20 protein-coding genes are annotated in these 26,989 nt (G+C 68.7%); 8 read left to right on the top strand and 12 right to left on the bottom strand.

From position 1 onward, the window contains the following. Window positions 1–6: 6 nt before the first annotated feature. Window positions 7–1,383: a sodium-dependent transporter gene (locus EV659_RS09000; RefSeq protein ID WP_132708546.1), complete on the bottom strand. Its 1,377-nt coding sequence runs from the start codon at window positions 1,381–1,383 to the stop codon at window positions 7–9. Between the two features lie 202 nt (window positions 1,384–1,585). On the opposite strand from EV659_RS09000, the gene EV659_RS08995 reads away from it, so the two are divergent. After that, window positions 1,586–3,118 (top strand): alanine/glycine:cation symporter family protein, encoded by a 1,533-nt coding sequence (locus tag EV659_RS08995; RefSeq protein ID WP_132708545.1) that lies wholly within the window; start codon window positions 1,586–1,588, stop codon window positions 3,116–3,118. 256 nt (window positions 3,119–3,374) lie between these two features. On the opposite strand, the gene EV659_RS08990 is transcribed toward EV659_RS08995, so the two are convergent. Both EV659_RS08990 and EV659_RS08985 read right to left on the bottom strand, forming a co-directional pair. Then, window positions 3,375–4,787: a M24 family metallopeptidase gene (locus EV659_RS08990; RefSeq protein ID WP_200288149.1), complete on the bottom strand. Its 1,413-nt coding sequence runs from the start codon at window positions 4,785–4,787 to the stop codon at window positions 3,375–3,377. A 180-nt stretch (window positions 4,788–4,967) separates the two neighbouring features. Then, the gene (locus EV659_RS08985; RefSeq protein ID WP_132708544.1) at window positions 4,968–7,475 is read right to left on the bottom strand and encodes a TonB-dependent receptor; all 2,508 of its coding nucleotides are present in this window, start codon (window positions 7,473–7,475) and stop codon (window positions 4,968–4,970) included. Window positions 7,476–7,830: 355 nt separating this feature from the next. Here EV659_RS08985 and EV659_RS08980 point away from each other — a divergent pair, with 355 nt between their 5' ends. Then, the gene (locus EV659_RS08980; RefSeq protein WP_165878806.1) at window positions 7,831–8,469 is read left to right on the top strand and encodes a GntR family transcriptional regulator; all 639 of its coding nucleotides are present in this window, start codon (window positions 7,831–7,833) and stop codon (window positions 8,467–8,469) included. 196 nt (window positions 8,470–8,665) lie between these two features. Here EV659_RS08980 and EV659_RS08975 read toward each other — a convergent pair whose 3' ends face one another. Both EV659_RS08975 and EV659_RS08970 read right to left on the bottom strand, forming a co-directional pair. After that, the gene (locus EV659_RS08975) at window positions 8,666–9,325 is read right to left on the bottom strand and encodes an isochorismatase family protein (RefSeq protein ID WP_132708542.1); all 660 of its coding nucleotides are present in this window, start codon (window positions 9,323–9,325) and stop codon (window positions 8,666–8,668) included. Window positions 9,326–9,368: 43 nt separating this feature from the next. Beyond that, the gene (locus tag EV659_RS08970; protein ID WP_132708541.1) at window positions 9,369–10,565 is read right to left on the bottom strand and encodes a CaiB/BaiF CoA transferase family protein; all 1,197 of its coding nucleotides are present in this window, start codon (window positions 10,563–10,565) and stop codon (window positions 9,369–9,371) included. Window positions 10,566–10,699: 134 nt separating this feature from the next. Here EV659_RS08970 and EV659_RS08965 point away from each other — a divergent pair, with 134 nt between their 5' ends. From EV659_RS08965 to EV659_RS08955, 3 genes are read left to right on the top strand one after another with little or no spacing between them, the layout of a single operon-like run. After that, window positions 10,700–11,641: a hydroxymethylglutaryl-CoA lyase gene (locus tag EV659_RS08965; RefSeq protein WP_132708540.1), complete on the top strand. Its 942-nt coding sequence runs from the start codon at window positions 10,700–10,702 to the stop codon at window positions 11,639–11,641. A 34-nt stretch (window positions 11,642–11,675) separates the two neighbouring features. Then, window positions 11,676–13,739 (top strand): hydantoinase/oxoprolinase family protein, encoded by a 2,064-nt coding sequence (locus EV659_RS08960; RefSeq protein ID WP_132708539.1) that lies wholly within the window; start codon window positions 11,676–11,678, stop codon window positions 13,737–13,739. Window positions 13,740–13,755: 16 nt separating this feature from the next. Continuing rightward, window positions 13,756–15,615: a hydantoinase B/oxoprolinase family protein gene (locus EV659_RS08955; protein WP_132708538.1), complete on the top strand. Its 1,860-nt coding sequence runs from the start codon at window positions 13,756–13,758 to the stop codon at window positions 15,613–15,615. 435 nt (window positions 15,616–16,050) lie between these two features. Here the strand turns inward: EV659_RS08955 and EV659_RS08950 are convergent, their stop codons facing one another. Continuing rightward, the gene (locus tag EV659_RS08950; RefSeq protein WP_184409805.1) at window positions 16,051–17,199 is read right to left on the bottom strand and encodes an acyl-CoA dehydrogenase family protein; all 1,149 of its coding nucleotides are present in this window, start codon (window positions 17,197–17,199) and stop codon (window positions 16,051–16,053) included. A 123-nt stretch (window positions 17,200–17,322) separates the two neighbouring features. Between EV659_RS08950 and EV659_RS15135 the strand changes: the two genes are divergently transcribed. Both EV659_RS15135 and EV659_RS08945 read left to right on the top strand, forming a co-directional pair. Beyond that, window positions 17,323–17,457: a hypothetical protein gene (locus EV659_RS15135; protein WP_274600048.1), complete on the top strand. Its 135-nt coding sequence runs from the start codon at window positions 17,323–17,325 to the stop codon at window positions 17,455–17,457. 1 nt (window position 17,458) lies between these two features. Continuing rightward, window positions 17,459–17,923 carry a hypothetical protein gene (locus EV659_RS08945; RefSeq protein ID WP_132708537.1) on the top strand — a complete coding sequence of 155 codons (465 nt, stop codon included), beginning with the start codon at window positions 17,459–17,461 and terminating at the stop codon, window positions 17,921–17,923. On the opposite strand, the gene EV659_RS08940 is transcribed toward EV659_RS08945, so the two are convergent. Then, window positions 17,920–19,134: an acetyl-CoA C-acyltransferase gene (locus EV659_RS08940; RefSeq protein ID WP_132708536.1), complete on the bottom strand. Its 1,215-nt coding sequence runs from the start codon at window positions 19,132–19,134 to the stop codon at window positions 17,920–17,922. The genes EV659_RS08945 and EV659_RS08940 overlap by 4 nt on opposite strands. Before the next feature lie 158 nt (window positions 19,135–19,292). On the opposite strand from EV659_RS08940, the gene EV659_RS08935 reads away from it, so the two are divergent. Then, window positions 19,293–19,850, top strand: a complete 558-nt coding sequence (locus EV659_RS08935; RefSeq protein ID WP_132708535.1) for a thioredoxin family protein — start codon at window positions 19,293–19,295, stop codon at window positions 19,848–19,850. 190 nt (window positions 19,851–20,040) lie between these two features. On the opposite strand, the gene EV659_RS08930 is transcribed toward EV659_RS08935, so the two are convergent. The 5 genes from EV659_RS08930 to EV659_RS08910 all read right to left on the bottom strand — a co-directional run bounded on the left by EV659_RS08930 (window position 20,041) and on the right by EV659_RS08910 (window position 26,681). Beyond that, the gene (locus EV659_RS08930; RefSeq protein ID WP_132708534.1) at window positions 20,041–20,841 is read right to left on the bottom strand and encodes an SDR family NAD(P)-dependent oxidoreductase; all 801 of its coding nucleotides are present in this window, start codon (window positions 20,839–20,841) and stop codon (window positions 20,041–20,043) included. Window positions 20,842–20,881: 40 nt separating this feature from the next. Further along, on the bottom strand, window positions 20,882–22,375 hold the full coding sequence (gene purF, locus EV659_RS08925) for an amidophosphoribosyltransferase (protein WP_200287702.1): 1,494 nt from the start codon (window positions 22,373–22,375) through the stop codon (window positions 20,882–20,884). 198 nt (window positions 22,376–22,573) lie between these two features. Further along, window positions 22,574–23,278 (bottom strand): CvpA family protein, encoded by a 705-nt coding sequence (locus EV659_RS08920; RefSeq protein WP_132708533.1) that lies wholly within the window; start codon window positions 23,276–23,278, stop codon window positions 22,574–22,576. A gap of 70 nt (window positions 23,279–23,348) precedes the next feature. Further along, window positions 23,349–24,728: a DNA repair protein RadA gene (gene radA / locus EV659_RS08915; RefSeq protein WP_132708532.1), complete on the bottom strand. Its 1,380-nt coding sequence runs from the start codon at window positions 24,726–24,728 to the stop codon at window positions 23,349–23,351. Window positions 24,729–24,926: 198 nt separating this feature from the next. After that, window positions 24,927–26,681, bottom strand: a complete 1,755-nt coding sequence (locus EV659_RS08910) for a methyl-accepting chemotaxis protein (RefSeq protein WP_132708531.1) — start codon at window positions 26,679–26,681, stop codon at window positions 24,927–24,929. Window positions 26,682–26,989 lie beyond the last annotated feature (308 nt).

Genomic DNA, 26,989 nt, shown 5'->3' with positions numbered 1-26,989 from the left:
TGAGGGCTAGAGGATGAACGAGGCGAACACCGCCAGCACGCCCACCGGCGCCACATAGCGCACGGCAAAGCGCCAGGCCAGATAGACCCGCCGCCGGCCGCCGAACTCGGCGGCGCGCACCGGCTCGGGCAGCAGCCAGCCGGCCGCCAGCGCGAACGCCACGCCGCCAAGCGGCAGCAACAGGTTCAAGATGGTGTCGCGGATCAACTCGAACAGCCGCATGTCGGCGAAGCCGAGGGCTGCCAGCGGGCGGAAGTCGGACAACAGGTTGAACGACAACAGGGTGGCGAAGCCGGCGAGCCAGATGGCCAGGCCCACGACCCCTGTGGCGGCGGAGCGCGACAGACCGCGTTCTTCAAGCCGGGCCACCGTGGGCGACATCAGCGCCAGCGCGCTGGTCAGGGCGGCCAGCGCCATGAACACGAAGAACAACACCCCCACCCAGCGCCCGGCGACCATGTCGGCGAAGGCGTTGGGCAGGGTGACGAACAACAGCCCCGGCCCGGCGGCGGGGTCGAGCCCCTGCTGGAACACCACCGGAAACACCGCGAAGCCGGCGAGCAGGGCGACCGCGGTGTCGGCGCCCACCACCATGGCCGAGGCGCGCGGCAGCGACACCTCGCGGCCCAGATAGGCGCCATAGATCATCACCGCGCCGACGCCGACGCCGAGCGAGAAGAACGCCGTGCCGATCGCCGACAACACGATCCCCGGCGTCAGGGCCGACCAGTCGGGCCGGAACATCCACGCGACGGTGCGGGTGAATTCGCCGAACAGGGCGCCATAGACGACCAGGATCACCAACAGCGCGATCAGCGCCGGCATCATCCAACTGGCCGCCCATTCGATCCCGCCGCGCACGCCCCGGCGCACGATCGCCACGGTCAGGCCCATGAACAAGGTGTGCCACAACGCCATTTCCAGCGGGTCGGCGCGCAGGGCGTCGAACAGCGCGACGATGCCGGCGGTGTCCTGGCCCACGAACGCGCCGCCGGCCGCCTTGAGCGCATAGGCCAGCGTCCAGCCCGCGATCACCGAATAGAAGCTGAGCACCAGGATCGAGGCGATGAGCCCGGCCCAGCCGACGATGCCGGCGCCGCGGGCGCTGACGCCCGCCTCGCGCGCCACCCGGCGCAACGCTTCGGGCGGGCTGGCGGCGCCGTGGCGGCCGAGCATGGTCTCGGCGACGAAGATCGGCGCTGCCACCAGCGCCAGGGCTGCCAGATAGACGAGCACGAAGGCGGCACCGCCGTTTTCGCCGACTATGTAAGGGAACTGCCAGACATTGCCGAGGCCCACGGCGGCGCCCATGGCGGCGAACACGAAGGCGAGCCGGTTGGAGAAGGTTTCCACGGGCTTCGGGGCGGCGGCGCCTTGGGGCATGGGGGATCGGTCCTGGCTGGAAGACGGTCAGGGCGGAAAAAACAAGTGCACGACATGCGCCTGCCTTCTAAACACGACAGGCAGGATTTGGCGAGGGGCTGTGATCGGGGCTGATAAAATTACCCGAAACGGGGTCGGCTCTTGCGTCTTGTCGCGCAGTCCTTAATCTGACCGATCATATTAGAACAGATGGATAGTAGGGATGGCAGGTGCACGCATCGCAACGGCCCTGACGGCGTCGGCGGCGGCTTGGGGATTGACGGCGTTTCCCGCCGCCGCGCAGGACGGGGTCGGCGGCGCGGTCGGGCGCGCCATCGATGCGTTCAACGGTGCGGTCTTCTACCAGGTGCCGTTTCTCGGCAGCCAGATCGAATGGATCATCATCTGGATGTTCCTGCCGATGCTGTTCCTGACCGTCTGGTTCGGGTTCATCAATGTGCGCGCCTTTCCGCTCGCCTTGAACATTCTGCGTGGGCGCTATCGCGACGACACCGCACCGGGCGAGGTGACCCAGTTCCAGGCCCTGTCGACGGCGCTGTCGGGCACCGTGGGGCTTGGCAACATTGCCGGCGTGGCGATCGCCATCGGCCTTGGCGGGCCGGGGGCGGCGTTCTGGATGATCGTCATCGGCTTCCTGGCGATGAGCCTGAAGTTCGCCGAGTGCACGCTGGGCGTGAAGTATCGCAAGGAAAACCCCGACGGCACCGTGTCGGGCGGGCCGATGTATTATCTGACCCGCGGCCTGGCGGCGCGCGGCTGGGTGCGGGCGGGCGCGATCTTGGGCTGGCTCTATGCCCTGCTGGCGCTGCCGTCGCTGTTGCAGATCGCCCAGGTCAACCAGGCCTATAGCCAGATCAGCCTGGTCACCGGCATCGAGGGGCGGGCGTCGCAATGGCTGTTCGGCATCGTCGCCGGCGTGCTGGTGGGCATCGTGATCCTCGGCGGCATCCGCACCATCGCGCGCGTCACCGTGCGGCTGGTGCCGTTGATGGCGGCGATCTATGTGGCCGCCGCCCTGTTCATCATCGGCGCCAATGTGAGTGCCGTGCCCGATGCGGTGGGCCTGATCCTGCGCGAGGCGCTGGCGCCCGAGGCCGGCATTGGCGGGGTGATCGGCGCGCTGGTCTGGGGCATGCGCCGGGCGGTCTATTCCACCGAGGCGGGGCTCGGCTCGGCGACCATCGCGCACGCCGCGGCGCGGACCCGCGAGCCGGTGTCGGAAGGGCTGGTGGCGCTGTTGGAGCCGTTCATCGACACGGTGGTGATCTGCACCATGACCGCGCTGGTGATCATCATCACCGGGGCCTATCAGATGCAGGGCCCGGACGGGCAGATGCTCAACGACATTCAGATGACCTCGGCGGCGTTCAACAGCGTGATCGGCGGCTTCGACGTGGTGCTGGCGGTGGCGGTGCTGTTGTTCGCTTTCTCGACGATCATCTCGTGGGGCTATTATTCGGGCAAGGTCTGGGGGTTCATCTTCGGCGAAAGCCGGCGTTCCATGGCCATCTACAAGCTGGTCTATTGCGTGGCCCTGATGCCCGGGGCGGTGTTGTCGGTGGGCCAGGTGCTGTCGATCATGGACAGCATCTTCTTTTTGATGGCGATCCCCAACGTGATCGCGGTCTATCTGTTCGCCGGCGAACTCAAACGCGACTTGAAGGACTATCGCGCCCGCATCCGCTCGGGCGCCATCCGCCGCGCCGAACAGCCGCTGCCCTCGGCCGCCGAATAGCGCTGCTGCGCCCGTATCCAGGCCATGGCCCACCCCCCCCATGCACCCCCCCATGCCGTCGTGGCGTGCCGCCCTTGGGCGGCGCGGCCATCTCCGGACGCCGGCGGCTGGGGGGGCGCTGGGCTTGGTTCGACGCCCAGGGCCGGCAGCGATTGGAGGGTGCGGCTGCGCTCGCCATGACCGGTGGGCAAGTGTGTTCGCGGCAGGGGCCGTTTAGCGCGGGGTCCAGGCGCCCGGCCGCGGTGCCGGCCTGGGCTCAGAACGGCGCGATCAGGTGGAAGCGGGTCTGGCGACCGTCGATGTAGCGCACCGTCTCGCCGTCGAAGAAGGCGTCTTCCTCCAGCCGGAATTCGACCCGCTGGCCGCCCCATTCGGGCACGGCGAGGGTGGCGTTCAACTCGATCGACCAGGCGGTGTCGGCGCGCAGCCGATACTCGCCTTTGGGCGCCGGGCCTTGATTGTCCCAGAAGCCGATCGACGCGCCGGCGCCATGGCCGTGAAAGCCGATCGGGTGGCTGTAGATGCTCGGTTCCAGGCCGGCGTCGATGGCGCGGGCACGGGCGCGCGCCAGGATCTCGTTGCCGGTGTCGCCAAGCCGGAACGACGCGGTCAGCGCGTCCTGCACCCGGTTGGCGGCGGCGAGCCCGGCGCGCAGCCCGGCCGGCGCCTCGGTTTCGCCGGGGCGCAGCACATAGCCCAGATGCTGGGTGTCGGTGTTGAGCCCCAGATAGACGATGCCGAAATCGGTCCACAGCATGTCGCCGGGCCGGATCACTACGTCGCCGCGCAGCATCTCCGGCTCGCCGCGCCGGATCACCGCCACCGAGGGGTGGAACCAGGCGTCGAGGCCCAGGCGCGCGATGCGCTGGCGGTACCACCACTGCACGTCGGCGGCGCTGGTCTCGTCGGGGGTGATGACGGCGCGGGACAGCCCCTCGCCGATGATCGCATGGGCAGTGCGCACCACATGGGGGTAGTAGGCCATTTCGTCGGTGGTGCGGGTTTCCAGCCAGCCGATGGCGAGCGGAAAGCCGGGGACGATGCGCTTGGCGAGGCGCTCGGGCAGGGCGGCCAGCAGGTCCTGGTGTTGGCTGTGGGTCAGCCCGTCGGCGAACGCGGTCAGCGGCGAGACGTTGAGGGCGATTGTGTCCGGGTCGCGCGCGGCGATCAGGGCGGCCAGGCGCTGCCACTGGTCGGGCTGGCTGTCGGGGTCCCAGGCGGCCTTGAAATAGTCGCCGAGATCGTAGCGGCTGACCGTCAGGCGCTCCACCGGCTGGCCGTCGCCGGGGTCGTGGAACAGCAGGATGGTACGCCGGCGCGCGCGCAGGCTGGTGGCGTTGAGCATGGTCGAGACCACCGGGTCTTCCATATATTCGCGCGCCACCAGCACCCACATGTCGATGCCGTGTTCGCGCATCAGCGCCGGCACCAGGGTATCGAGCCGCCGGGCCAGCCAGCGATCCTCGATCGCCGCCTGCTGGCGCGGGCTGAGCGTCGGCGGCAGCGCCGGCGTCATCGACGCCTCGCCCTGGTCGGGGCGGTAACCGGGCGTCTGCGCCCGGGCGGCGGGACCAGGGGTCGGCGTCAGCGCCGGCGCCAGGGCGAGCAGGGCTGCGGCGGCGGTCAGGGTCTTCCAGGTCAGAACGGGCATGGCGGTCATGGCGGTCATGGGGGGGGCTTTCTGCGGGCTCGGCCGAAGGAGCCGGGGCGTCGGCGGGGTGGGCGCTGCGTGGCCATGATCGGCGCATCGTCCCGCTTGCCCAACCCGATGCCGTTGCTAACGGTAACACGGACCCGAGGCGCCGTGTTACCATCGGTCTGCCGGCGCGTGCGCTACCCGGCCGGTGGCTCAGTAGCGGAACGACACCTCGAAGCCCAGCCGGCGCAGCGCACCGGGGCTGGCGAACGAGCCGCCGAATTCGGGCGCTGGGATGACCTCTTCGAGAATGTCGGTGTTGGTCAGATTGCTGCCGAACACGGTGGCGCTCCAGCCCTCGCCGCGCACGCCCACGCGCGCGTCGAGCGTGGCGAAGGCGTCGCGCCGGGTGCGGCTGTAGTCGGCCGGGCCGAACAGGCTCGGGCGTTCCTGTCCCTGCACGGTGTGGAACCAGGTCGGGCCGGTGATCGTGCCGTCGAGACGGGTGAACAGCTCCAGCCCGCCGCCCACCGGCTGATTGTATTCGGCCGCCAGATTGACCGTGTAGTCGGCGGTGTAGGGCGATTTGTTGCCCACCGTATCGGGGCGCGAGCGGTTGGCCTTGATCTCGCTTTCGATCACCGCGCCGCCGGCGACGAAGGTCAGCGCGTCGATCGGCCGCCAGGTCACCTGGCCCTCGGCGCCCCAGATGCGCACATCGTCGATGTTGGAGACCACCCGCAACAGACCATAGGGGCCGACGAAGAACTCGAAGAACTGCATGTCGTCCACATTGGTGTAGAAGCCGGCGGTCTCGAAGCGCACGCGGCCGCCGAAGGCGTCGCCCTTGAGCCCGGCTTCGAACGCCGACGAGGTTTCTTTCTCGAAGGTGTCGAAGATGGTCACGCCGGCGTTCAGGGGTTGGTTGAAGAACAGGTCCACGGTGGCGCCCGCTCCTTGGTTGTTGAACCCGCCGGACTTGAAGCCGATGCCCCAGCTGGCGAACGCGGTCAGCTCGGGCAGGATGTCGTAACGCAGCGAAATCTTGGGCTGCACTTGCTCGAACGTGCGCTCCTTGTCGGGGATCTCACCGGTGGGGTTGATGATCGGGCTGAGGCCGGGGTTGAGCGGCGCGCCGCCGTCGAACGGCGGGCCGTTGAAGTCGACGAAGCGGGTGCGCGCGCCCGCCGGCACCAGATTGGTCACCTCGCGCTTTTCGCGGTCGTAGCGCAGCGCCACCGAGGCTTCGAAATCGGCCGTCGGCGCATAGGCCACCTGGCCGAACACCGCCAGCACGGTGGTGTTGAAACGGTCATGGACCAACTGTTCGGTGGCGTTCAACTGGTCCTGCGGCACGAACAGGCGCCGGGTGATGCCGACGCCGTCGTCGATGCCCAGATTGACCCCGACCTCGCGTTCGAGATCGAGGAAATAGCCGCCGCCGAGCCAGCGCACCTGGCCGTCGAACAGGTCGCCTTCAAGCCGCGCCTCGACGCTCACATCCTGCTGGTTGCGCACCTGATACTGGGTGCCGTCGCAGGTGGTCGGCGTATAGGGGCCGAAGAAGCTGGTCGGAAACTCGGGCGTCGGGCCGATGAACTGGGGCGCGGGCAGGGCGACGCCGGCCTCGAACAGCGCCTGGGTGGACGCGCGGCAGGTGGCGTCTTGGTTGAAGAAACCGAACGCGCCCGAGGTACCGTCGGCGGTCAGGTCGTTGTCGATGTCGGAATAGAGCGCCCAGACGGTCAGGGTGGCGAAGTCGAACTCGGCGTCGGTCTTGACCGACACCTCAAGCGCCTGCTGCTCGTTCAGCGGGTCGATATTGCCCTGGAACACGAACTCATGGTCGTTGACGTCCTCGAACAACAGCGGGCTCGACAGCGCCTGGGCCAGGCCAGGCAGGGCGAACACGCCGTTGAAGCTGAGCGCGGCGCCGCTCACCTGGCCATAGCGCAGCTTGGTGTCGACGCTGAGCCGGGCGTCGGGTTCCCACACCAGCCGGCCGCGCACATTCCAGTTCTTGAAATCGTCGACGATCGGGCGGTTGTCCTGGAAATCGTTGCGGTAATAGCCGTCGGTGCGCCGGAAGTCGCCCGACAGACGCGCGAAAAGCTGGTCTTCCACCAGCGCGCCCGAGATCGAGCTGGCCAGCGTCACCGTGTTGTCTTCGGCGTAACTCGCTTCGCCGAACACTTCGAACTGGTTACCCGGCATTTCGGTGGTGACGATGATCGCGCCGGCCGCGGCGTTGCGGCCGTAAAGCGCGCCCTGCGGCCCTTTCAGGATTTCGATCTGCTGGAGATTGGTGAATTCGCGGTTGAAAGCGGCGGGATTGGTATACAAGATCCCGTCGATGATGAAGGCGAAGCTGGCCTCGGCGTCGCGCGCGCCGTTGATGCCGCGGATATTGACCTGGGTGTCGCCCACTTCCGAGGCGTCCACCAATGTCACCCCCGGGGTCAGGGCGATGAAATCCTCGATCCGCTCCACGTCGGCGCTTTCCAATGTCGCCGAACTGAGCACCGACACGGTCGCTGGCACGCTCTGCGCGGTTTCGGCGAAACGCCGCGCGGTGACGACGATCTCTTCGAAGGTCTTTGCCTGGTCCGCGACGACTGGTTCGTCCGCCGCTTGCGCTTGGCCTTGGGCCCACCCGGGCGAGCTCAGCGCCAGGACGCTGGCGGTGGCGCAAAGGGCGGATGCGACCTGCCTTTTTTCCATGGTTTTTTCCTCCCAGACTGGGGCCCGTACAAGCCCGCGATGACCGATCGGGTCGTCACCATCGTGCGCGCCCCTCCAGCGGCCCGACAGCGATGCGGTCAATTGTGTGTGAAAAGAGCGTTACGATTTCGCTACCATCGGTCGTGTCGGCCCCGATGCTACCGACCCCGGGCGCCCATGGGCGCGGCGCAGGGTCGGTAGCGGGGGGCCAAGGTGGGATGGCCTTGGCAATCGACACGGCGTCTGCTCCTTCGGTACGGCGGTTGTTTTTGCCGTTTTTGTAATGACAGACTATTGTATACAAGGCCGGTTCGTCAAGCGGACTTTTTGCAGGAATTTGCGCAAAGGATTGGGGATGTCAAAAGCGAGTGAGCGGGCGTATCGGACGATTCGGGAGGGCATTCTGCGCGGCCGGTTCGCGCCCGGCGACCGGCTGGTGGAGGAGGAACTGGCGGAGTATTGCGGGGTCAGCCGCACGCCGATCCGCGACGCCATCCGCCGGCTCGACGGTGACATGTTGGTGCGGTGGGAGCCCAATCGGGGGGCGGTGGTGGCGTCCTTGTCGGACGAGGATGTGGGCGACCTGTTCGAGATCCGCGCGCTGATCGAGGGCCACGCCGCGCGCCGGGCGGCCGAGCGCGCCGACCCCGCCACCCTCGACCGCCTGGACGCCGAGGTGGCGGCGGTGTTCGAGGCGCTCGACAGCGGCTCGCCCTATTACATGGAGACGTTTCTGGACGCCAATGCCCGCTTTCACGACGCGGTCTACGACATGGCGGGCAGTGAGCGCCTGCGCGAGATTCGCCAGCGGCTGGTGGACCAGTCGGTGGTGTTGCGCACCGTGCGCCAGTTCGCGCTCGAAGACCTGCGCCGGTCGAACATGCACCATGCCGATCTGATCGCCGCCCTGCGCGCCGGCGACGGCCAGTGGGCGCAATCGGTGATGGTCGCCCATATCCTGGCCGCCCACCGCCGCCTCGCCGGCGCCGAATAGGTCGCGCCGGCCCGCGCCAGCGCCCCGGTCTGCGGCCGGCCCCGGCGGTCACGGACCCGGCGTCGCGACGCCATGACCGCCGGGATGGGGGCGGGATGGGGGGCGTGTGCCTGGCCCATGACGGCGGTGTGGGGCGGGGCGGCGAGGCGCGGCCGTGTGGCCCGGTTCAGGGTGGACCGGTTCGGGGTGGGCCGGTTCAGGGGCGGTCGCGCAGGTGGGCCAGGACCTCGGCCATGGCCACCACGTCGGCGTATTTCTGGCCCAGGTCGAACAGATTGGCGGCCTGGACGCGGGCGTCGCGGTCGCCGCAGGCTTCCGGTATCACCACGGGGATGAAGCCGTGCTGGAGCGCGTCGAGGGCGGTGGCGCGCACGCAGCCCGAGGTGGTCAGGCCGCCGATCAGGCAGGTGTCGACGGCCATGGCGGTCAGCGTGGCGGCCAGCGAGGTGCCGAAAAACGCGCTGGCATATTGCTTGGTCACCACCACCTCGTCAGCGCGCGGGGCCAGCGGCTCGGCAAAGCCGCCCAAGGGGGCGTCGTCGCCGGCGAAACAGGCCAGGGCTCCAACCTTCTGGAAGAACCGCCCGCCGTCCGCCCCGTCGGCCATGTAGCGCACCCGGGTGAAGATCACCGGCACGCCGGCCGCCCGCGCCGCCTCGGCCAACGCGGCGCAGGCGGCGACCGCGGCCTCGACCCCGGCGTAAAGCGGCGCGCCGGGCGTCACATAGGCCTTGACCGGGTCCACCAGGATCAGCGCCGGGCGCTGGCCGAAGCCCAGCCGGTTGCCGAAGCCGGCGGCGGCATAGTCGGCGCTCAGATCGTCGGGTGGGGTGTCGCGGCGGTCGGTGGGGGCCATGGGCGAAGCTCCCTCGGCTGGCTTGGGGGCGGCGGCGGGTCGGTCAGACGATGCCAGCGCTTTTGAGCGCCGCCAAGTCTTGCGCCGACTTGCCGAGCAGGCCGCCATAGACCTCGTCATTGTGCTGGCCGAGTTCGGGTCCGGCCCAATTGACCTGGCCCGGGGTCGCCGAGAGCTTGGGAAACACGTTCTGCATCCACAGCTTGTCGAAGCGCGGATGGTCCACCTTCACGAGCGCCTCGCGCGCCTGGTAGTGCGGGTCGTCGACCATGTCGGGGGCCTTGAAGATCTTGCCCGCCGGCACGCCGTGCTCGGCCATCAGGTCGAGCAGGTCTTGGGCTGCGAAGGTCCGGGTCCAGTCGGCGATCAGGGCGTCGAGTTCCGCCTGGCGCGCGCCGCGGGCGTCGTGGCTGGCGTAGCGCGGGTCGTCGGCCAGCTCCGGCCGGCCCATGGCGGCGGCGAAACGACGGAACACCGTGTCCTGGTTGGCGCCGATCAGCACGTCGCCGTCGCGGGTGGGGTAGGCGTTGGACGGCGCCACATTGGGCAGCACCGAGCCGGTGCGCTCGCGCACGAAGCCGGCTTGGGTGAACTCGGGCACGGTGGATTCCATCATCGCCAGCACCGCCTCGTAGATGGCGCTGTCGACCATCTGGCCCTCGCCGGTGCGCTCGCGATGGTGCAGGGCCATCAGCGCGCCGAGCGTCGCATAGGTGGCGGCCAGCGAATCGCCGATCGACAGGCCGATGCGGCTCGGCGGGGTCGACGGGTCGCCGGCCAGGTTGCGCATGCCGCCCATGGCCTCGCCGATCGACCCATAGCCCGCCTGGGTCGCATAAGGGCCGGTCTGGCCGAAGCCCGAGACGCGAATCATGATCAGGCGCGGGTTGATCGCCTTCAGCGTCGCATAGTCCAGGCCCCATTTTTCCATGGTGCCGGGGCGAAAATTCTCCAGCACGAAATCGGCCTGCGCCACCATCTCCTTGACCAGCGCCTGGCCTTGGGCCTCGCGCAGATTGAGCGTCACCGACTTCTTGTTGCGCGCCACCACCGGCCACCACAGCTTGTCGGCCCGGCCCCATTGGCGCATCGGGTCGCCGGTGCCCGGCTGCTCGATCTTGATCACCTCGCAGCCATGGTCGGCCATCAACTGGCCGCAGAACGGCCCGGCCAGCAACTGGCCCATTTCCAACAGTCGCAAGCCCTGAAGCGCCCCAAAGGGCGAGGACGATGCCGTCATTGTGATACCCTCCCATCGGCCGCCGCGCGCAATGGCGGCCCCCTCGTCGGACGATGCTTGACAGTCTGTATACAAATCGCAAAGCTGATTGTATACAAATTTCCGGGCAGGACAGATCAGAGGGAGGATGTGCCATGCCCAAGCGACGAATTGCGCTGGTCGAGGTGGGGCCGCGCGACGGCTTGCAGAACCAGCCGCGCGTGTTGCCGACCGAGATCAAACGGGCGATGATCGACCGCCTGATGGCGGCAGGTATCGAACGACTCGAAGTGGCCAGTTTCGTCCATCCCGAGCGGGTGCCGCAGATGGCCGATGCCGAGGCGCTGGTCGCCGGGCTGCCCGACCGGCCGGGCGTGCAGTATATCGGCCTGGTGCTCAACCGGCGCGGCCTTGACCGGGCGCTGGCGACCCGCGCCGGCGGCGCGCGCGGGGTCGACCAGGTGGGCGCGGTGGCGATCGCGTCCGACAGCTTCGCGACCAAGAACCAGGGCCAGACCGCCGACGAGAGCGTCGCCGTGGCGGTCGATATCGTCCGGGCGGCGCGGGCTCGCGGGCTGTCGGCCCAGGTGACCCTGTCGGCGGTCTGCGGCTGTCCGTTCGAGGGCCGGGTGGATGTGGCCCGGGTGGTCGACATGGCCCGGCGCGTGGCCGAGGCCGAGCCCGCCGAGATCGCGCTTGCCGACACCATCGGCGTCGGCGTGCCGGCGCAGGTGGCCGAGCTTGTCGGCCGGGTGCGCGCGGCGGTCGGGCCGGTGCCGTTGCGCGGTCATTTCCACGACACCCGCAACACCGGCATCGCCAATGTCTGGGCGGCGGTCGAGGCCGGCGTCGACGCCATCGACGCGTCGCTCGGCGGTTTGGGCGGCTGTCCGTTCGCGCCGCGCGCCACCGGCAATGTGGCGACCGAGGACGTGGTCTATCTGCTCGACCGCTCGGGCGTCGCCACCGGCGTCGACCTCGACGCCCTGATCGCCGCCAACGCCTGGATGCGCGACCATCTGGACGCCCCCTTGCCCTCGCGGGTGGCGCGCGCGGGCGGCTTTCCCAGGCCGAAGAACGACGCCGACGCGGCATGACACCATAAAAACAAATCATAGGGAGGCGGCTTCGATGGCCTATCGGCTTGGTGTGGATGTGGGCGGTACTTTCACCGACCTGTTGGTGATCGACGACGCCAGCGGGCGAACCTGGCGGGCCAAGGTGCCGTCGACGCCCGACGACCCGTCGCGCGCGGTGGTCGAAGGCGCACGCAAGGTCTGCGCCGAGGCCGGCGTGGCGGCCGGCGACGTGGCGGTGTTCCTGCACGGCACCACGGTGGCCACCAACGCGGTGCTGGAAGGCAAGGGCGCGCGGGTCGGCCTGCTGGTCACCGAGGGCTATCGCCAGATCCTCCAGATCGCCCGCTCTTACGTGCCCGGCGGTCTGGCCGGTTGGATCGTCTGGCCCAAGCCCGAGCCGCTCGCCCCGCTCGACTGCACGGTCGAGGTGCCCGAACGCATCGACGCCGAGGGCCGGGTGGTCGCCGCCCTTGACGAGGCCGAATTACGCCGCCGCCTGGGCGCGCTCGCCGATCGGGGCGACAAGCCCGGCGTCGAGGCGCTGACCGTGTGCCTGATCAACGCCTATGTGAACGACGCCCATGAGCGCCGGGTGGCCGAGATCTGTGCCGAGATGCTGCCCGATCTGCCGGTGACCGTGTCGTCGGCGATCCTGCCCGAGATGCAGGAATATGAGCGCGCCCTGACCACCGTCGCCAATTCCATGGTTCGCCCGCCGGTGGCGCGCTATGTGCGCAACCTGGCCGATAGCCTGGCCGCGTGGGGCATGACCGCGCCGGTCCACCTGTTGCGCTCCGACGGCGGGTTGATGAGTGCCGCCAAGGCGCAGACAGCGCCGGTGAACCTGTTGATGTCGGGGCCGGCGGGCGGCGTCGCCGGCGCGCTGTGGGTGGCGCGCCACGCCGGGCTCGACAATATCCTCACCCTCGACATGGGCGGCACGTCCACCGACGTGGCGTTGATCGAGGGCGGCCAGCCGCGCCTGCGCCGCGAGACCTCGGTGGGCGACCTGACCGTGCGGGCGAGCGCGCTCGACATCCGCACGGTGGGGGCCGGCGGCGGCTCGATCGCCCATGTGCCCGAGCTGACCAGGGCGCTGCGGGTCGGGCCGGAAAGTGCCGGCGCGCAGCCCGGGCCGGTGGCCTATGGCCGCGGCGGCACCCGGCCCACGGTGACCGACGCCAATGTGGTGCTCGGCTATCTGCCCGAAAGCCTGCTCGGCGGCGCCATGACCCTCGACCGCGCCGGCGCCGAGCGCGCCGTGCAGGGGGTGGCCGACGCGCTCGGCATTTCGCTCATCGAGGCGGCCACCGGCATCGTCGACATCGCCAACGAGACCATGTTCGGCGCGCTGCGCCTGGTGTCGGTGCAGCAGGGCTACGACCCGCGCGACTTCGCGCTGATGGGCTTCGGCGGTGCGGGGCCGTTGCACGCCAATGCGCTCGGCCGGCTGATGGGCGCCTGGCCGGTGGTGATCCCGCCGAGCCCGGGCGTGCTGTGCGCCTATGGCGACGCCACCACCCGGTCGCGGGTCGAGGCGCAGCGCAGCTTCAACACCCTGGCGCCCGAGACCGACGACGCCACGCTCGCCCGGCTGCTGGCCGAGTTGGGCGGCCAGGTGGCCGACGACCTGGCCGGCGAAGGCATCGCGCGCGCCGACATCTCGGTCGGCTTCGAGATCGACGTGCGCTATCGCGGCCAGGCGTTCGAACTGCCGCTGGCCGCCGATCTCGCCGCGTTCGAGCGCGGCACCGGGCTCGCGGCCCTGGCCCGCGCGTTCGACGACGAGCACGAGCGGCTGTTCACCTTCAACCTCGACGTGGCCCATGAACTGGTCAATCTGCGCGCCATGGCCCTGGGGGCCGCCGCCGACGTGGCGCCGCCCCGGCTGGCGCGCGGCACCGGCGACGCGGGCGCCGCCCGGCTGCGCGACCACCGCCTTTACATCGACGGCGCCGAGCGCGCCGCCGGGCTCTACGACCGCGCCCGGCTGCGCGCCGGCGACCGGGTGCCCGGCCCGGCGGTGATCGTCGAGATGGACGCGACCACCCTGGTGCTCGACGGCTGCGAGGCCCGGGTCGACGATTTCGGCACCATCCTGATCCATCCGGTCTGAGGGGAGGCCAAGACCCATGCCCGCGACGATTGTGCAGACCAACGACACGCCGTTCGCCCCGGTCACCGTCGACCCGGTGACGCTGGACATCATCGAAAACGCGCTCAAAAACGCCCGCACCGAGATGGACGCCACGGTCATGCGCACCGCCATGAGCCCCGGCATCCGCGAACAGGGCGACGCCTTCCCGCTGATCGCCGACGCACAAGGGCGCATGGTGGTCGGCCAGTTCGGCAGCTTCATCCAGGGTTTTCTGGACAATTTCGACGGCACCATCGAAGACGGCGACGTGATCTGGCTGTCCGACCCCTATAGCTGCGAAGGTGCGATCAGCCACAACAATGACTGGCTGGTGCTGGTGCCGGTGTTCCGCCACGGCCGGCTGGTCGCCTGGGCGTCGCACTTCGGCCACCAGACCGATGTGGGCGGCCGGGTGCCGGGCTCCTTGCCCACCGACGGGCGCACCATCTTCGAAGAGGGCGTGCGCATCCCGCCGGTCAAGCTCTACCGCCGGGGCGAGATGCAGCGCGACCTGGTCGACCTGGTGCTGCACCAGGTGCGCATGCCCGAATGGTGCCGCTCCGACCTCAACGCGCTGCTGGCGTCGTGCCGCACCGCCGAGCGGCGCATCCACGAGATGTGCGAACGCTTCGGCGACGATGTCTATGTCGCCGCCGGCGCGGCGCTGCTGGCGCGCAACCGCCGCGCCATGAAGGCGTTGATCCGCACCACGGTGTCGGAAGAGCGGCTGACCTTCACCGACTATCTGTGCGACGACGGCTTGGGGTACGGGCCCTACAAGATCCACTGCGCCATGTGGCGCGAGGGCGACAGGGTGATCCTCGACTTCGAGGGCACGTCGCCCCAATCGGCCAGTTCGATCAACTTCTATCTCAACGAAAACATGCTCAAGATGTTCTTCGGCATCTACATGATCATGGTTTTCGACCCGCAGATCCTGTTCAACGACGGCTTTTACGATCTGGTCGAGGTGCGCATCCCCGAGGGCAGCTTGTTCAAGCCGGCCTTTCCCGCAGCGCTCAGCTGCCGCACCCACGCGCTCGGCCGGCTGTTCGATATCCTCGGCGGCCTGCTCGGCCAGCGCCAGCCCGAGTTCCTCAACGCCGCCGGCTTTTCGTCGAGCCCGCACCTGATGTTCTCGGGCTATGGCGCGGACGGACGCTGGTTCCAATTGTTCCAGATCGGCTTCGGCGGTATTCCCGGGCGGCCGCTGGGCGACGGCCCCGACGGGCATTCGCTGTGGCCCGGCTTCACCAACGTGCCCAACGAGTTTCTGGAGCGTTACTACCCCTTGCGCATCGAGCGCTATGAGACCGTCGCCGACAGCGGCGGGCCGGGGCTGCACCGGGGCGGCAACGGCATTCACATGACCTATCGCTTCACCGGCGCGGGCACCATCGCCATCCACGACGACCGCTGGTTCACCCATCCCTGGGGCGTCAATGGCGGCAAGCCCGGCGCGCGGGCGCGCAAGATCCTCGAACGCGCCGACGGCAGCCGGGCGGTGCTGGCCAACAAGGCCGACGATATCCGCGTCGGCCCGGGCGACGCGCTGCACTTCATCACCTGGGGCGGCGGCGGCTGGGGCGACCCGCTGGCCCGCGACCCGGATCTGGTGGCGCTCGACGTGCGCCGCGGTCTGGTCACGCGCGCCGGCGCCGAGGCCGGCTATGGCGTGGTGCTCGGCGCCGACGGCGCGGTCGATCCCGCCGCCACCCAAGCGCGCCGGGACGCGATGCGCGCCGAGCGCGGGGAGATCCCGGTGTTCGACTTCGGCCCCGATATCGACACCCTGCGCGCGGCCTGCGAGCGCGAAACCGGTCTGCCCGCCCCCCGTCCGCCCGAAGCCGCCTGACCCGGAGCTCAGGTCCCGGGGTGGCCGGGGCAGCGAGGCAGGCCCGGGAAGCGCCAACGGGCGGCGAAGGACGACGCGGGGCGGTCAGGCAAGGGCCGGGGCGACCGGGCGGAGGTGTCGGGCAGGGTATAGGGCAGGGCTGTCTGGCGAAGCCGGGCCGGGCGCCCGCCCCCCGCCGTCTTGGCGAGCGCCAGCGACGCCATTCAAGCGACGGCAGCGACAACGCCCGCCGGTCGACGGTAGAGGACGGCCCGCACCCGCCGCCGCCCCGACGGGCACCCCCAGCGCAGGCGGCAAGCGGCAATTGGATCGCGTCGCTGGCGCTCGCGACGACGGCGTGCGATGGGCTGGCTGGGTTTGCTGGGCCGGGCAGGGCGGGCCGTCGGGGGCCGTGTGGCGCCATGGCCGGGCGCCCGACCCCCGCCGCCGGGGGGCTCAGTCGGCCATCATCTGGCGGTTGATGACCAGCTTCTGGATGTCCGACGTGCCCTCGTAGATCTGGCACACCTTGACGTCGCGATAGATCCGCTCGATGCCATAGTCGGCCAGATAGCCATAGCCGCCGAGGGTCTGGATGGCGTCGGAACACACCGCCTCGGCCGCCTCGGAGGCGAACAGCTTGGCCATGCACGCCTCGCGCAGGCATGCCTCGCCCGCGTCCTTGAGCCGGGCGGCGTTGAGCACCATCTGCTCGGCCGCCGCCACCCGCGTCGCCATCTCGGCGAGCCGGAAGCCCACCGCCTGGTGGGCGATGATCGGCCGGCCGAAGCTGGTCCGCTCGCGCGCATAGGCGGTGGCGGCGTCGAGGGCGGCGCGCGCCATGCCCACCGCTTGCGCCGCGATGCCGATGCGCCCGCTTTCCAGATTGGCCAGCGCCAGGCGATAGCCGGCGCCTTCGCTGCCCAACCGGCAGTCGGCGGGCACCACCATGGCGTCGAAGACGATCTGCGCGGTGTCGGACGATTTCTGGCCCAGCTTGTCCTCGACCCGCGCGACGGTGAAGCCCGGCGTGTCGGTGGGCACCACGAACGCCGAGATGCCCTTCTTGCCCGCGTCCGGGTCGGTGACCGCGAACACGATGGCGGCCCCGGCGATGGCGCCGGACGTGATGAACTGCTTGGTGCCGTCGATCACATAGCCCTCGGCGGTTGGCCGCGCGCGGGTGGTCAGGGCGGCGGCGTCGGAGCCCGCGCCGGGTTCGGTCAGGCAGAACGCGCCGATCATCTCGCCCCGGGCCAGCGGGCGCAGGAAGCGCGCCTTCTGCGCCTCGGTCCCGGCGGCTTCGATGGCCGCACAGACCGGCGAGTTGTTGACGCTCATCAGCGTCGACAGGCCGCCGTCGCCGGCGGCGATCTCGATCAGCGCCAGCGCATAGGCGGTATAGTCGGTGCCCGCGCCGCCCCAATCGGGCGACACGCACATGCCCAGCAGCCCAAGCTCGCCCATGCGCGCCAGCACCTCGCCCGGCACCCGGCCGGCCTTCTCCCAGGCCGCGGCGTGGGGCGCGACCTGCTCGGCGGCGAAACTGCGCGCCATCGCGCGGATCAGGCGCTGTTCCTCGCTCAACAACGCGTCATGGACCATGGCAACCCTCCTCGTCCTTGTGGTTGAGGATCGGCATGCGGCAGCGAGAGGCTCTGGTCAAGAAGCCTTGTTCTCTTGAAGCTATTCCGTATATAATCAGTTGGGAAAGTGAAAGAGGTAGAGATGAGCAAAGATAAATCGGAACACAAAAGAAGCGAGCGTTCAATGAGCGGCGATCATTATAGAAAGCCAATTCGTCCTCAAGAAAAACCAGAAAACAATGAGGGCTCCGGAGGGAAAAAGCCTGAAAAAAAATAAAATGCACGATTTTATTACAATAATTATTGCGTTTTTTTCTCTTGTTTTTAGCGTGGTTTCTTTGTTTGTTTCCATTCAAGTTATTCAGCTCAATATTGTTATAACCTTAAAAAATGAACTAGCTGAATCTTTTCGGCGATACTTAGCAGTGGTTAGTGTCAACAATGACAACGAAGGCGCAACAAATGAGTGCGGCAATTCAGGATTTGAGGAATTTGAGGAATCTGAGTTTTTAAATTCCTTGGAAGCTATTTGTTTTTTCTGTAACAAGAAAACTATTTTGTGTTCGGCGAAAGGTTTTCTGGAGCCGCAAGTTAAAGAAATTGTGACGATCTGCTTGAGGGATGAGGACTGGCGTAAGCGCTTGAAACCGCAGCAGGGCTCCAATGAGAAGTACAAAGAGATTAGGTGTTTTGCAAAAAACATAGCCTCAAATAGGGGGTATAACGAAAAACGGCGCCGCTAAGCCGCCAGTTCCACCGCCATCGCAGTGGCTTCGCCGCCGCCGATGCACAGGCTGGCGACGCCGCGCCGGGCGCCGGCCTGGCGCAGCGCGTGGATCAGGGTCACCAGGATGCGCGCGCCCGAGGCGCCGATCGGGTGGCCGAGCGCGCAGGCGCCACCGTGCACATTGACCACGTCATGGGGCAGCGACAACTCGCGCATGGCCGCCATGGGCACCACCGCGAACGCCTCGTTGATCTCATAGAGGTCCACGTCCGACGGCCGCCAGCCGGTGCGCTCGAACAGCTTGCGCAGCGCGCCCACCGGCGCGGTGGTGAACCATTCGGGCGCCTGGGCGTGGGTGGCGTGGCCGTAGAGGGTGGCGATCGGGGCGAGCCCGCGGCGCTCGGCCTCGGATCGGGTCATCAGCAGCAGCGCCGCCGCGCCGTCGGAGATCGACGACGACGAGGCCGCGGTCACCGTGCCGTCCTTGGCGAACGCCGGGCGCAGGGTGGGGATCTTCTCGGGCCGCGCCTTGGCCGGCTGTTCGTCGCGCTCGACCCTGTGGTCGCCCTTGCGGGTGGTGACGGTCACCGGCGTGATCTGGGCGTCGAACCAGCCCTCATCGACGGCGCGGCGCGCGCGTTCCACCGAGGCGATGGCGTAGGCGTCCTGGGCCTCGCGGGTGAACTGATAGTGGCTGGCGGTGGCCTCGGCGAAGGTGCCCATGGCGCGCCCGGGCTCATAGGCGTCTTCGAGGCCGTCGAGCGCCATATGGTCATAGACCCGGGTGTGGCCGTATTTGTGGCCGCTGCGGTGGTCGAGCATCAGGAACGGGGCGTTGGTCATGCTCTCCATGCCGCCGGCGAGCACCACGGCGGCCGAGCCCGCGGCGATCGCGTCGGCGCCCTGCATCACCGCCTTCATGCCCGAGCCGCACATCTTGTTGATGGTGACCGCACCGGTGCTGTCGGGCACGCCGGCGGCCTTGGCGGCCTGGCGGGCCGGCGCCTGGCCCTGGCCCGCGGGCAGCACGCAGCCCATGATGGTCTCGTCGATCTCGGCCGGGTCGAGGGCGATCTGGCCGAGCGCGCCACGGATCGCGGTGGCGCCGAGTTCGGTGGCCTTGACGGCGCCCAACTCGCCCATCAGGCCGCCCATGGGCGTGCGCGACAGGGCGACGATGACGACCGGGTCGGAGGCGCTATGGTGCGGGGCGGCGGCGGCTGACATGGGGCTTGGGGCTCCCTTGGGGCGTGGCACGGGGTGAACTGACGTCGTCAGAGTGATAAGAACTCCAGTCGGGCGGTGCAAGGGGCTCGCAACGGACCCTGCGTCCGCCCGCCGGCAAGCCCGGAAAAGCAACCCCTGACGATCAAGGAGCGTGTGCGATGGTGTCCCTGCAAACCCCGCCCGGCGACCTCGGCTGGACCGCCGCTGAGTTTTCCCTGCCCGACCTGGACGGCACGCCCCGGCGCTTTGCCGATGTGGCGGGCGAGGCGGGCACGGTGATCGCCTTCATCTGCAACCATTGCCCCTATGTGAAGGCGATGATCCCGCGCTTCATCGCCGACGCGGCCGCGTTGAAGGCCGCCGGGGTCGGTGTGGCGGCGATCATGCCCAACGATTTTCACGCCTATCCCGACGACGCGCCCGACGCCATGCGCGCCTTTGCGGCCGGGACCGGGCTCGATTGCCCGTATCTGCTGGACGAGAGCCAGGCGGTGGCGCGGGCCTATGGCGCGGTGTGCACGCCCGATTTCTTCGGCTTCGACGCCGCGGGTCGGCTGGTCTATCGCGGCCGTCTCGACGCCGGGCGCAAGGACCCGCCGCCCGCCGACGCGCCCCATGAGTTGCGCGACGCCATGCTCGCCGTGGCCGCGGGCCGGGGCGCGCCCGAGACGCAGCTTCCGTCCATGGGCTGTTCGATCAAATGGCGCCAGGGGTGACGGACGGCTGACGGCACCTACCTCTAAGGCAGCGGTTGCGGTCCACCGTCGGCCGGCGGGCGTAGGGCGCGGCCGTCCGATGGATGGCGTCGCTGGCGGTTGCCATGCCGGTGGCGTGGCGCGGGGGCGCGCCTTAAGGGCGGTTGGGGCGCGCGGGTCCGGGGTGTGGTCCCCGCGCGTCGGGTCTGGCTCAGCCGGCCTGGGCGGCCCAGTCGCGGTAGCGCAGGCGGGTGCCCGATTGGGTGAACTCGGGGCGCACCATGGCCAGGTAGAGCCGCGCCACATCGGCCGGGCTGGGCAGGGTCGCCGGGTCTTCGCCCGGGAACGCGGCGCGGCGCATGTGGGTGGCCGTGGCACCGGGGTCGATCAGATTGACCGCCATGGGCTTTTCGGCCACTTCCTCGGCATAGGTCAGCACCAGCTTTTCCAGCGCCGCCTTGGTCGCCGCATAGCCGGCCCAATAGGCGCGGTTCTTTTGCGTGGCGCCCGAGGTGACGAACAGCGCCCGGCCGGCGTCGGACAGGCGCAACAGCGGGTCCATGGACCGGATCAGCCGGTAATTGGCGGTGAAGTTGACCGCCACCACATCGTCCCATTCCTTGGGCGTGTAGTGGCCCACCGGGCTCAGCGGCCCCAAGAGCCCGGCATTGGACACCAGGATATCGAGCTTGCCGAAGCGCTCGTAAAGCCCCGCCCCCAGATTGTCGATGCCGCCATAGTCCTTGATGTCGAGCGGCACCAGCGTGGCGCCTTCACCGGTCGCCTCGGTGATCTCGTCGTCCAGTTCTTCAAGGGCTGCCTTCGACTGCGGCCGCGACACCGCGACCACATGGGCGCCGGCGCGGGCGAGCAAGGGCGCCACGGCCCGGCCGATGCCGTGTCCGGCGCCGGTGACCAGCGCGATCCGCCCGGCGAGCGGCTTACCCTCGGGCGACCCCGCAGACAGCGGCGGCAGCGGATGGTCGGGCGGCAGAATCTCAGCATCGGACATGGCTCATACTCGCATGGGAGGGCAGGAACGCGGGCCGGGCTCAGGACTGAGCCGCGGCCAGCAGGTCGAGCGGTCCGGCCACGTCTTCCTGGTCGGTCAGGCGGGTCGGATAGTCGCCGGTGAAACAGGCGTCGCAGAATTGCGGCTGGGCGTCGTTGCGGCCGGCGTCCACATAGCAGGCCCGATAGAGGCCGGCGATGGACAGAAACGCCAGGGTGTCGGCGCCGATCACGTCGCGCATGCTGTCCAGGTCCATGCGCGCGGCCAGCAGCTTGGAGCGTTCGGGCGTGTCGACGCCATAGAAACAGCTATGACGGGTCGGCGGGCTGGCGATGCGCATGTGCACCTCGCGCGCGCCGGCCTGGCGGACCATGTCGACGATCTTCATCGAGGTGGTGCCGCGGACGATGGAATCGTCCACCAGGATCACCCGCTTGCCCTTGATCGACCAGTGGTTGGCGTTGTGCTTCAGCTTGACGCCCAGATGGCGGATCTTGTCGGACGGTTCGATGAACGTGCGGCCCACATAATGGTTGCGCACGATGCCCAGTTCGAACGGCAGATCGGCCTCGCGCGCATAGCCGATGGCCGCCGGCGTGCCGCTGTCGGGCACCGGGATCACCAGGTCGGCCTCGACGCCGCTTTCGCGCGCCAGTTCCGCGCCGATGCGCTTGCGCACATCATAGACCGACATGCCGTCGAGCATGCTGTCGGGGCGCGAGAAATAGACATGCTCGAAGATGCACGGCCGCGCCGGTGCCGGGTCGAACGGGTGCAGCGAGGTCAGGCCGTTGCGGTCGATCACCACCATCTCGCCGGGTTCGATCTCGCGGATGAAGGTGGCGCCGAGGATGTCGAGCGCGCAGGTTTCAGAGCACAGGATCTGCACCCCGTCTTCCATCTCGCCGAGCACCAGCGGGCGCACGCCCAAGGGGTCGCGCACGCCGATCAGCGCCTCTTGGGTCAGCGCGACCAGCGAATAGGCGCCTTCCACCTGGCGCAGGGCATCAATGAAGCGATCGAGCGCGGTGCGGAAGGTGGAGGTGGCCAGCAGGTGCAGGATCACCTCGGTGTCGGAGGTGGACTGGAAGATCGCCCCGGCGCGCACCAGGCTGCGGCGCAGGGTCTGGGCGTTGGTCAGATTACCGTTGTGGGCGACCGCGAAGCCGCCATGGGCCAGTTCGGCGAACAGCGGCTGGACGTTGCGCATCGCCGTCTCGCCGGTGGTCGAATAGCGCACATGACCGATCGCCGCCGCGCCGGGCAGGCGGTCGAGCACCGCCTGGTCGGTGAAATAGTCGGCCACCTGGCCGCCATGCTTCTGGGTGTGGAACTGGCTGCCGTCGAAGCTGGTGATGCCGGCGGCTTCCTGACCCCGGTGCTGCAACGCGTGCAGGCCGAGCACCGTGTGGGCGGCGGCGTCGTCGGTGCCGAACAGGCCGAACACGCCGCACTCTTCGCGCAGATGGTCGTCGTCAAAGGGGTGGGTGGTCAACGCGCGCGCGGACCGGTCGGACGTGGCAATCTCGGACAAAGGGTCCCCCGATACCAAGGCTGGGCGTGGCCGGAACGCCGCCCTTCACATGTGGGGGTCATATAGAGCCGCGCCCCTGGGTCTGCCAAGGGCGCGATAGCCGAGACGGCGTTTCTCGCGTCATTTGGCCGTCACGCTTGTGTCATCGACGGCCAAGCCGGGCCGATGGCGGCGGGGCTTAGGGACCGATCTTGCGACTCAGCGTCTCGGCGGCGTGCCGGCGGGGCAGTTGCGGTCGACCTCGGGGTCGCACTGGTCGCTCTCTTTGAGTAACTCCTGGACGGTCCGGTCGAGCATCCGGCGCTGGCCTTCCTCATAGATCGGTTCGGCCGCCTTTTCGACCGACTGGCGCAGCCGCGGTGCGGTCTCGCGCTGTTTCTCCATGACCCGCTGGCCGGTGTCGGTCTCGACCGCGCGGCGGCCCAATTCGGGGCCGAGATCGGCGACCAGCCGGGCGCCATAGCTGAGCAGCGGGCGCGACTTGGCCTCGCGCACCCAGTCGGGCTGATCGGCCGGCTTGATCAGCGCCGACAGGCCGAGATAGGCGGTGGACACCAGCGCCAGGCCGAACAACAGCCCCAACAGGCCGCCGAGCGAGCGGTCGAGAAAGCCGACGCCGCTCGACGCGACACCGTCGCCGAGGGCCGAGGCGAGCAGCTTGAGCAGCACCAGCGCGGTGATGAACACCACCGGCACGGTCAGGATATCGGCGATCTCGGGCGGCGAGACCATTTCGCGGGCCAGCGCGCTGACCGGCGTGAACGCATAAAGCGTGATCACCGCCGCGCCGATCCACGCCGCGATGCCCAGCGTCAGCCGGGTAAACCCCTTGGCCAGGGCGACCAGGAAGCACAATCCCACGGTCAACCCCACCACGATATCGAAGGCGGTCCATCCTTCCATTGCCGATCCCTCCGCTTGATGCCGTTGCACTGGCGACGCCCAAGCCGCCGCCCCGGGTGCTGGTCAAGGTCTAGTCGGTTTCGCCGGCGCCGAACAGGGCGACCAGGTCGGCGACGCCGTCGAGACCGTGGGCGCGCACCGGGCCCGCGTCCTGGCCCGCCTTGGTGCGCGCGGGCAGATAGGCGCGGGTGAAACCGAGCTTGCCGGCCTCCTTGAGCCGCGCGTCGGCCTGGGCCACCGGGCGGATGTCGCCCGACAGGCTGATTTCGCCGAACAGCACGGTTTCGGGCGGCACCGGCCGGTCGGTCAATGACGACACCAGGGCTGCGGCGACCGCAAGGTCGGCGGCGGGTTCGGCGATTTTAAGGCCGCCGGCCACATTGAGATAGACGTCGGCGCCGGCCAGCCCCAAGCCGCAGCGCGCATCCAGCACCGCCAGCACCATGGCCAGCCGGCCGCTGTCCCAGCCGACCACGGTGCGGCGCGGGTTGGCGGCCTGGGTCGGCGCCACCAGGGCCTGGATCTCCACCAGCACCGGGCGCGTGCCCTCGACGCCGGCGAACACCGCCGAGCCCGACACGTCGCCCGAGCGGTCGGACAGGAACATCTCGGAGGGGTTGCCCACCTGGGCGAGCCCGAGCCCGGTCATCTCGAACACGCCGATCTCGTCGGTGCCGCCATAGCGGTTCTTGACGCTGCGCAGGATGCGGAACGGGTGGCCGCGCTCGCCCTCGAAATAGAGCACCGTGTCGACCATGTGTTCGAGCACCCGCGGCCCGGCGATCTGGCCGTCCTTGGTGACATGGCCGACCAGCAGCACCACGGTGCCGCGCCGTTTGGCGAAGCCGATCAGCGCCTGGGCGCAGGCGCGCACCTGGGCGACCGTGCCGGGCGCGCTGTCGAGCGTGTCGGCATAAAGCGTCTGGATCGAGTCGATGACCAAGATGTGCGGCGCCGGGCCGTCGTCGAGCGTGGTCAGGATGTCGCGCAGGCTGGTGGCGGTGGCCAGGTGCACCTCGGCGTCGGCCAGCCCGAGCCGCCCGGCGCGCCGTTGCACCTGGGCCTCGGCCTCTTCGCCCGAGATATAGACCGCGCGGCGGCCGGCCTGGGCCAGCCCGGCCAGCGCCTGGAGCAGCAGCGTCGACTTGCCGATGCCGGGGTCGCCGCCGATCAACACCGCCGAGCCGGGCACGAAGCCGCCGCCGACCGCCCGGTCCAGTTCGGGCAGCCCGGTTTCGAGGCGCGGGTCGATGCGGCCGTCGTCGGCGAGGCCAACGAGCTTGAGCGTGGTGCCGCGGCCGACGCCCAAGCCTTTGGGCTGGGCGGCCTCGGCCGGCGGCGCTTCCTCGACGATGCTGTTCCAGGCACCGCAATCGGTGCAACGGCCGGCCCAGCGCCGATAGACCGACCCACAGCTTTGACAGACATAGTGCGACTTCGCTTTGGCCATGCGTCCTGCGATCCCGTTTTGTTCCGCTTAGCAGCTGGCCGGCGGTCTGAAAAGGGGTGCATGAACCGGGCGCCGCTTCCGTCGGAGCGGCGGCCCGCCCCTGCCGATCCGCCCCGGACCGGTCCAAGGGGCGGCGATCCAGGGCGGGCTACTCCGGGGTGTGCCAAGAAAAACCGATAGGGGGCGGCGCGCGGCGGCTCAGGTGTTGCGCACCGCCGTGAGAAAGGTCTCGACCTTGTGGCGCAGGGTGTCGGCTTGTTGCGACAGGTCTTGCGAGGCGGCGAGCACCTGTTCGGCCGAGGCGCCGTTGGCGTCGGCCGATTGGGTCACGCCGACGATGGTCGCCGACACCTCGCTGGTGCCCGCCGATGCCTGTTGGATATTGCGCGCGATCTCCTGGGTCGCCGAGCCCTGTTCCTCGACCGCGCTGGCGATCTTGCTGGCGATTTCATTGATCTGGTCGATGGTCTGGCCGATGGTTTGGATCGCCACCACGGCGTCGTGGGTCGCGGTCTGCACGTCGGTGATCTGGCCGCCGATCTGTTCGGTGGCCTTGGCGGTCTGCATGGCCAGGTTCTTGACCTCGGACGCCACCACCGCGAAGCCCTTGCCGGCCTCGCCGGCGCGCGCCGCCTCGATCGTGGCGTTCAAGGCTAGCAAGTTGGTCTGCGCGGCGATGTCGTTGATCAGCCCGACCACGTCGCCGATCTCCTGGGCGGCCGAGGCCAGGCCCTGGATCTTGTCGTTGGTGCGGCCCGACTCCTCGGTCGCCTTGTTGGCGACGCTGGCGGCATCTGCCACCTGGCGGGAGATCTCGTTGATCGACGAGGACAGTTCCTCGGCCGCGCTTGCCACCGTTTGGACATTGCTGGCCGCCTGGTCGGAGGCCGCCGCCACGGTGGTGGCTTGCTGTTTGGTCTCTTCCACCTTGCCGGTCATGGCTTTGGCCGTGTTCTGCATGTCGCCGGCCGATTGGGTGACCGAGCGCAGCACCGTGGTCACGTCCTGGTCGAAGGTCTGGGTCAGGTCGGCCAGGGCCTGCGCGCGTTCGGCCTCGCGCGCGCGCTCTTCAGCCTCGCGATCATGCCGGGCGCGCTCGGCCTCGGCCTCCTGCTGGGCACGCCGCTGCGCTTCGGCGCGGGCCTCGGCTTCCTGGGCCTCCAGTCGCTCGGCCTCGATCATGTTCTGTTTGAACACCAGCACCGCCTGGGCCATGGAGCCGATCTCATCGGTCCGGTCGTGGCCGGGAATGTCGACGGTCTTGTCGCCGTCGGCCAGCGTCTTCATGGCGCCGGTCATCGACAGGATCGGCATCGAGATTTCCCGGATCATCAACCATCCCGCCCCGCCCGCGACCAGGGCACCGACCAGCACCATGACGATGATCAACAACCGCGACATGGCGTACATGGCGTCGCCGTCCCGGCTGGCCTGCTTGGCGCTGGCATCGTTCAAGGTAATCAACTCGACCAGCAACGCGCTGGCCTCCTCGAACACGGTGAGCGACTCGCCCCGGAACAAAGCGGCGGCTTCCTCGTTTCGGTTCTGCCGGGACAGCGAAAACAGCGTCTCGTTGATCCGCCGATAATCGGCCCACTTGTCGCGGAACAGCATGAACAGCGAGCGTTCCTCTTCCGACGAGATCAGCCGCTCATAGGCTTCGCTGCGTTCGCGGATGAGGTCGTCGACCTTGGTCAGAGCGGTCTCCGCGTCGCGGATTTCGGCAGCATCGGTGTTCATAACATGAGTCCCCTGGGCGATCCGATAGTCGCTGGTCAGGGTGTTGATACGGCCGATCAGGTCGACGCTTGGCAGCCAGTTCTCGGTGATCACCGTGGAGGCATGGTTAACCGCGGCCAAGCGGTTGATGGAAAACAAGCCTTGCAAGCAGGTCAGCGCGAAAATGACGACAAAGACAGCAATCAGTTTCTTACGGATTGTCATCTGTTTCATGGACGGTCTCCGAGGCGCCGACGGTCGGCAGTGGAAAAAACATGAAAATACACGCAACGGGCGATTTTGTGCCGCACGGAGCGAGGCTGAAAACAGCTTGTCGCCGGATAGTTTAAGATCCGCCTAATGGATAAGGGTAATTTTGGTCTTTGTTCAGAAATGACTGGGGCCAGCGCCGAGATGTCGGGCGCTGCTTTTTTAAGTAAATAAAGTCAAGTCTATAGGGCTAAAGTTATGAAAAATAAGCCGCTAAGCGAAAGCGGGTGCGGCGCGGCCGAGCGGCCCCGGCGAGGGCGGACTTGGGCTGC

It is taken from the genome of Rhodothalassium salexigens DSM 2132, assembly GCF_004341375.1.
Lineage (GTDB): Bacteria > Pseudomonadota > Alphaproteobacteria > Sphingomonadales > Rhodothalassiaceae > Rhodothalassium > Rhodothalassium salexigens.
The sequence above is the reverse complement of the archived record's forward strand: the minus strand, read 5'-3'. Positions and strand labels throughout refer to the sequence as shown.

Excerpts from the sequence above, each read along its gene's own strand:
- EV659_RS09000 (WP_132708546.1), bottom strand. The coding sequence starts at position 1,383 with ATGCCCCAAGGCGCCGCCGCCCCGAAGCCCGTGGAAACCTTCTCCAAC.
- EV659_RS08995 (WP_132708545.1), top strand. The coding sequence starts at position 1,586 with ATGGCAGGTGCACGCATCGCAACGGCCCTGACGGCGTCGGCGGCGGCT.
- EV659_RS08990 (WP_200288149.1), bottom strand. The coding sequence starts at position 4,787 with ATGACCGCCATGACCGCCATGCCCGTTCTGACCTGGAAGACCCTGACC.
- EV659_RS08985 (WP_132708544.1), bottom strand. The coding sequence starts at position 7,475 with ATGGAAAAAAGGCAGGTCGCATCCGCCCTTTGCGCCACCGCCAGCGTC.
- EV659_RS08980 (WP_165878806.1), top strand. The coding sequence starts at position 7,831 with ATGTCAAAAGCGAGTGAGCGGGCGTATCGGACGATTCGGGAGGGCATT.
- EV659_RS08975 (WP_132708542.1), bottom strand. The coding sequence starts at position 9,325 with ATGGCCCCCACCGACCGCCGCGACACCCCACCCGACGATCTGAGCGCC.
- EV659_RS08970 (WP_132708541.1), bottom strand. The coding sequence starts at position 10,565 with ATGACGGCATCGTCCTCGCCCTTTGGGGCGCTTCAGGGCTTGCGACTG.
- EV659_RS08965 (WP_132708540.1), top strand. The coding sequence starts at position 10,700 with ATGCCCAAGCGACGAATTGCGCTGGTCGAGGTGGGGCCGCGCGACGGC.
- EV659_RS08960 (WP_132708539.1), top strand. The coding sequence starts at position 11,676 with ATGGCCTATCGGCTTGGTGTGGATGTGGGCGGTACTTTCACCGACCTG.
- EV659_RS08955 (WP_132708538.1), top strand. The coding sequence starts at position 13,756 with ATGCCCGCGACGATTGTGCAGACCAACGACACGCCGTTCGCCCCGGTC.
- EV659_RS08950 (WP_184409805.1), bottom strand. The coding sequence starts at position 17,199 with ATGGTCCATGACGCGTTGTTGAGCGAGGAACAGCGCCTGATCCGCGCG.
- EV659_RS15135 (WP_274600048.1), top strand. The coding sequence starts at position 17,323 with ATGAGCAAAGATAAATCGGAACACAAAAGAAGCGAGCGTTCAATGAGC.
- EV659_RS08945 (WP_132708537.1), top strand. The coding sequence starts at position 17,459 with ATGCACGATTTTATTACAATAATTATTGCGTTTTTTTCTCTTGTTTTT.
- EV659_RS08940 (WP_132708536.1), bottom strand. The coding sequence starts at position 19,134 with ATGTCAGCCGCCGCCGCCCCGCACCATAGCGCCTCCGACCCGGTCGTC.
- EV659_RS08935 (WP_132708535.1), top strand. The coding sequence starts at position 19,293 with ATGGTGTCCCTGCAAACCCCGCCCGGCGACCTCGGCTGGACCGCCGCT.
- EV659_RS08930 (WP_132708534.1), bottom strand. The coding sequence starts at position 20,841 with ATGTCCGATGCTGAGATTCTGCCGCCCGACCATCCGCTGCCGCCGCTG.
- EV659_RS08920 (WP_132708533.1), bottom strand. The coding sequence starts at position 23,278 with ATGGAAGGATGGACCGCCTTCGATATCGTGGTGGGGTTGACCGTGGGA.
- radA (WP_132708532.1), bottom strand. The coding sequence starts at position 24,728 with ATGGCCAAAGCGAAGTCGCACTATGTCTGTCAAAGCTGTGGGTCGGTC.
- EV659_RS08910 (WP_132708531.1), bottom strand. The coding sequence starts at position 26,681 with ATGAAACAGATGACAATCCGTAAGAAACTGATTGCTGTCTTTGTCGTC.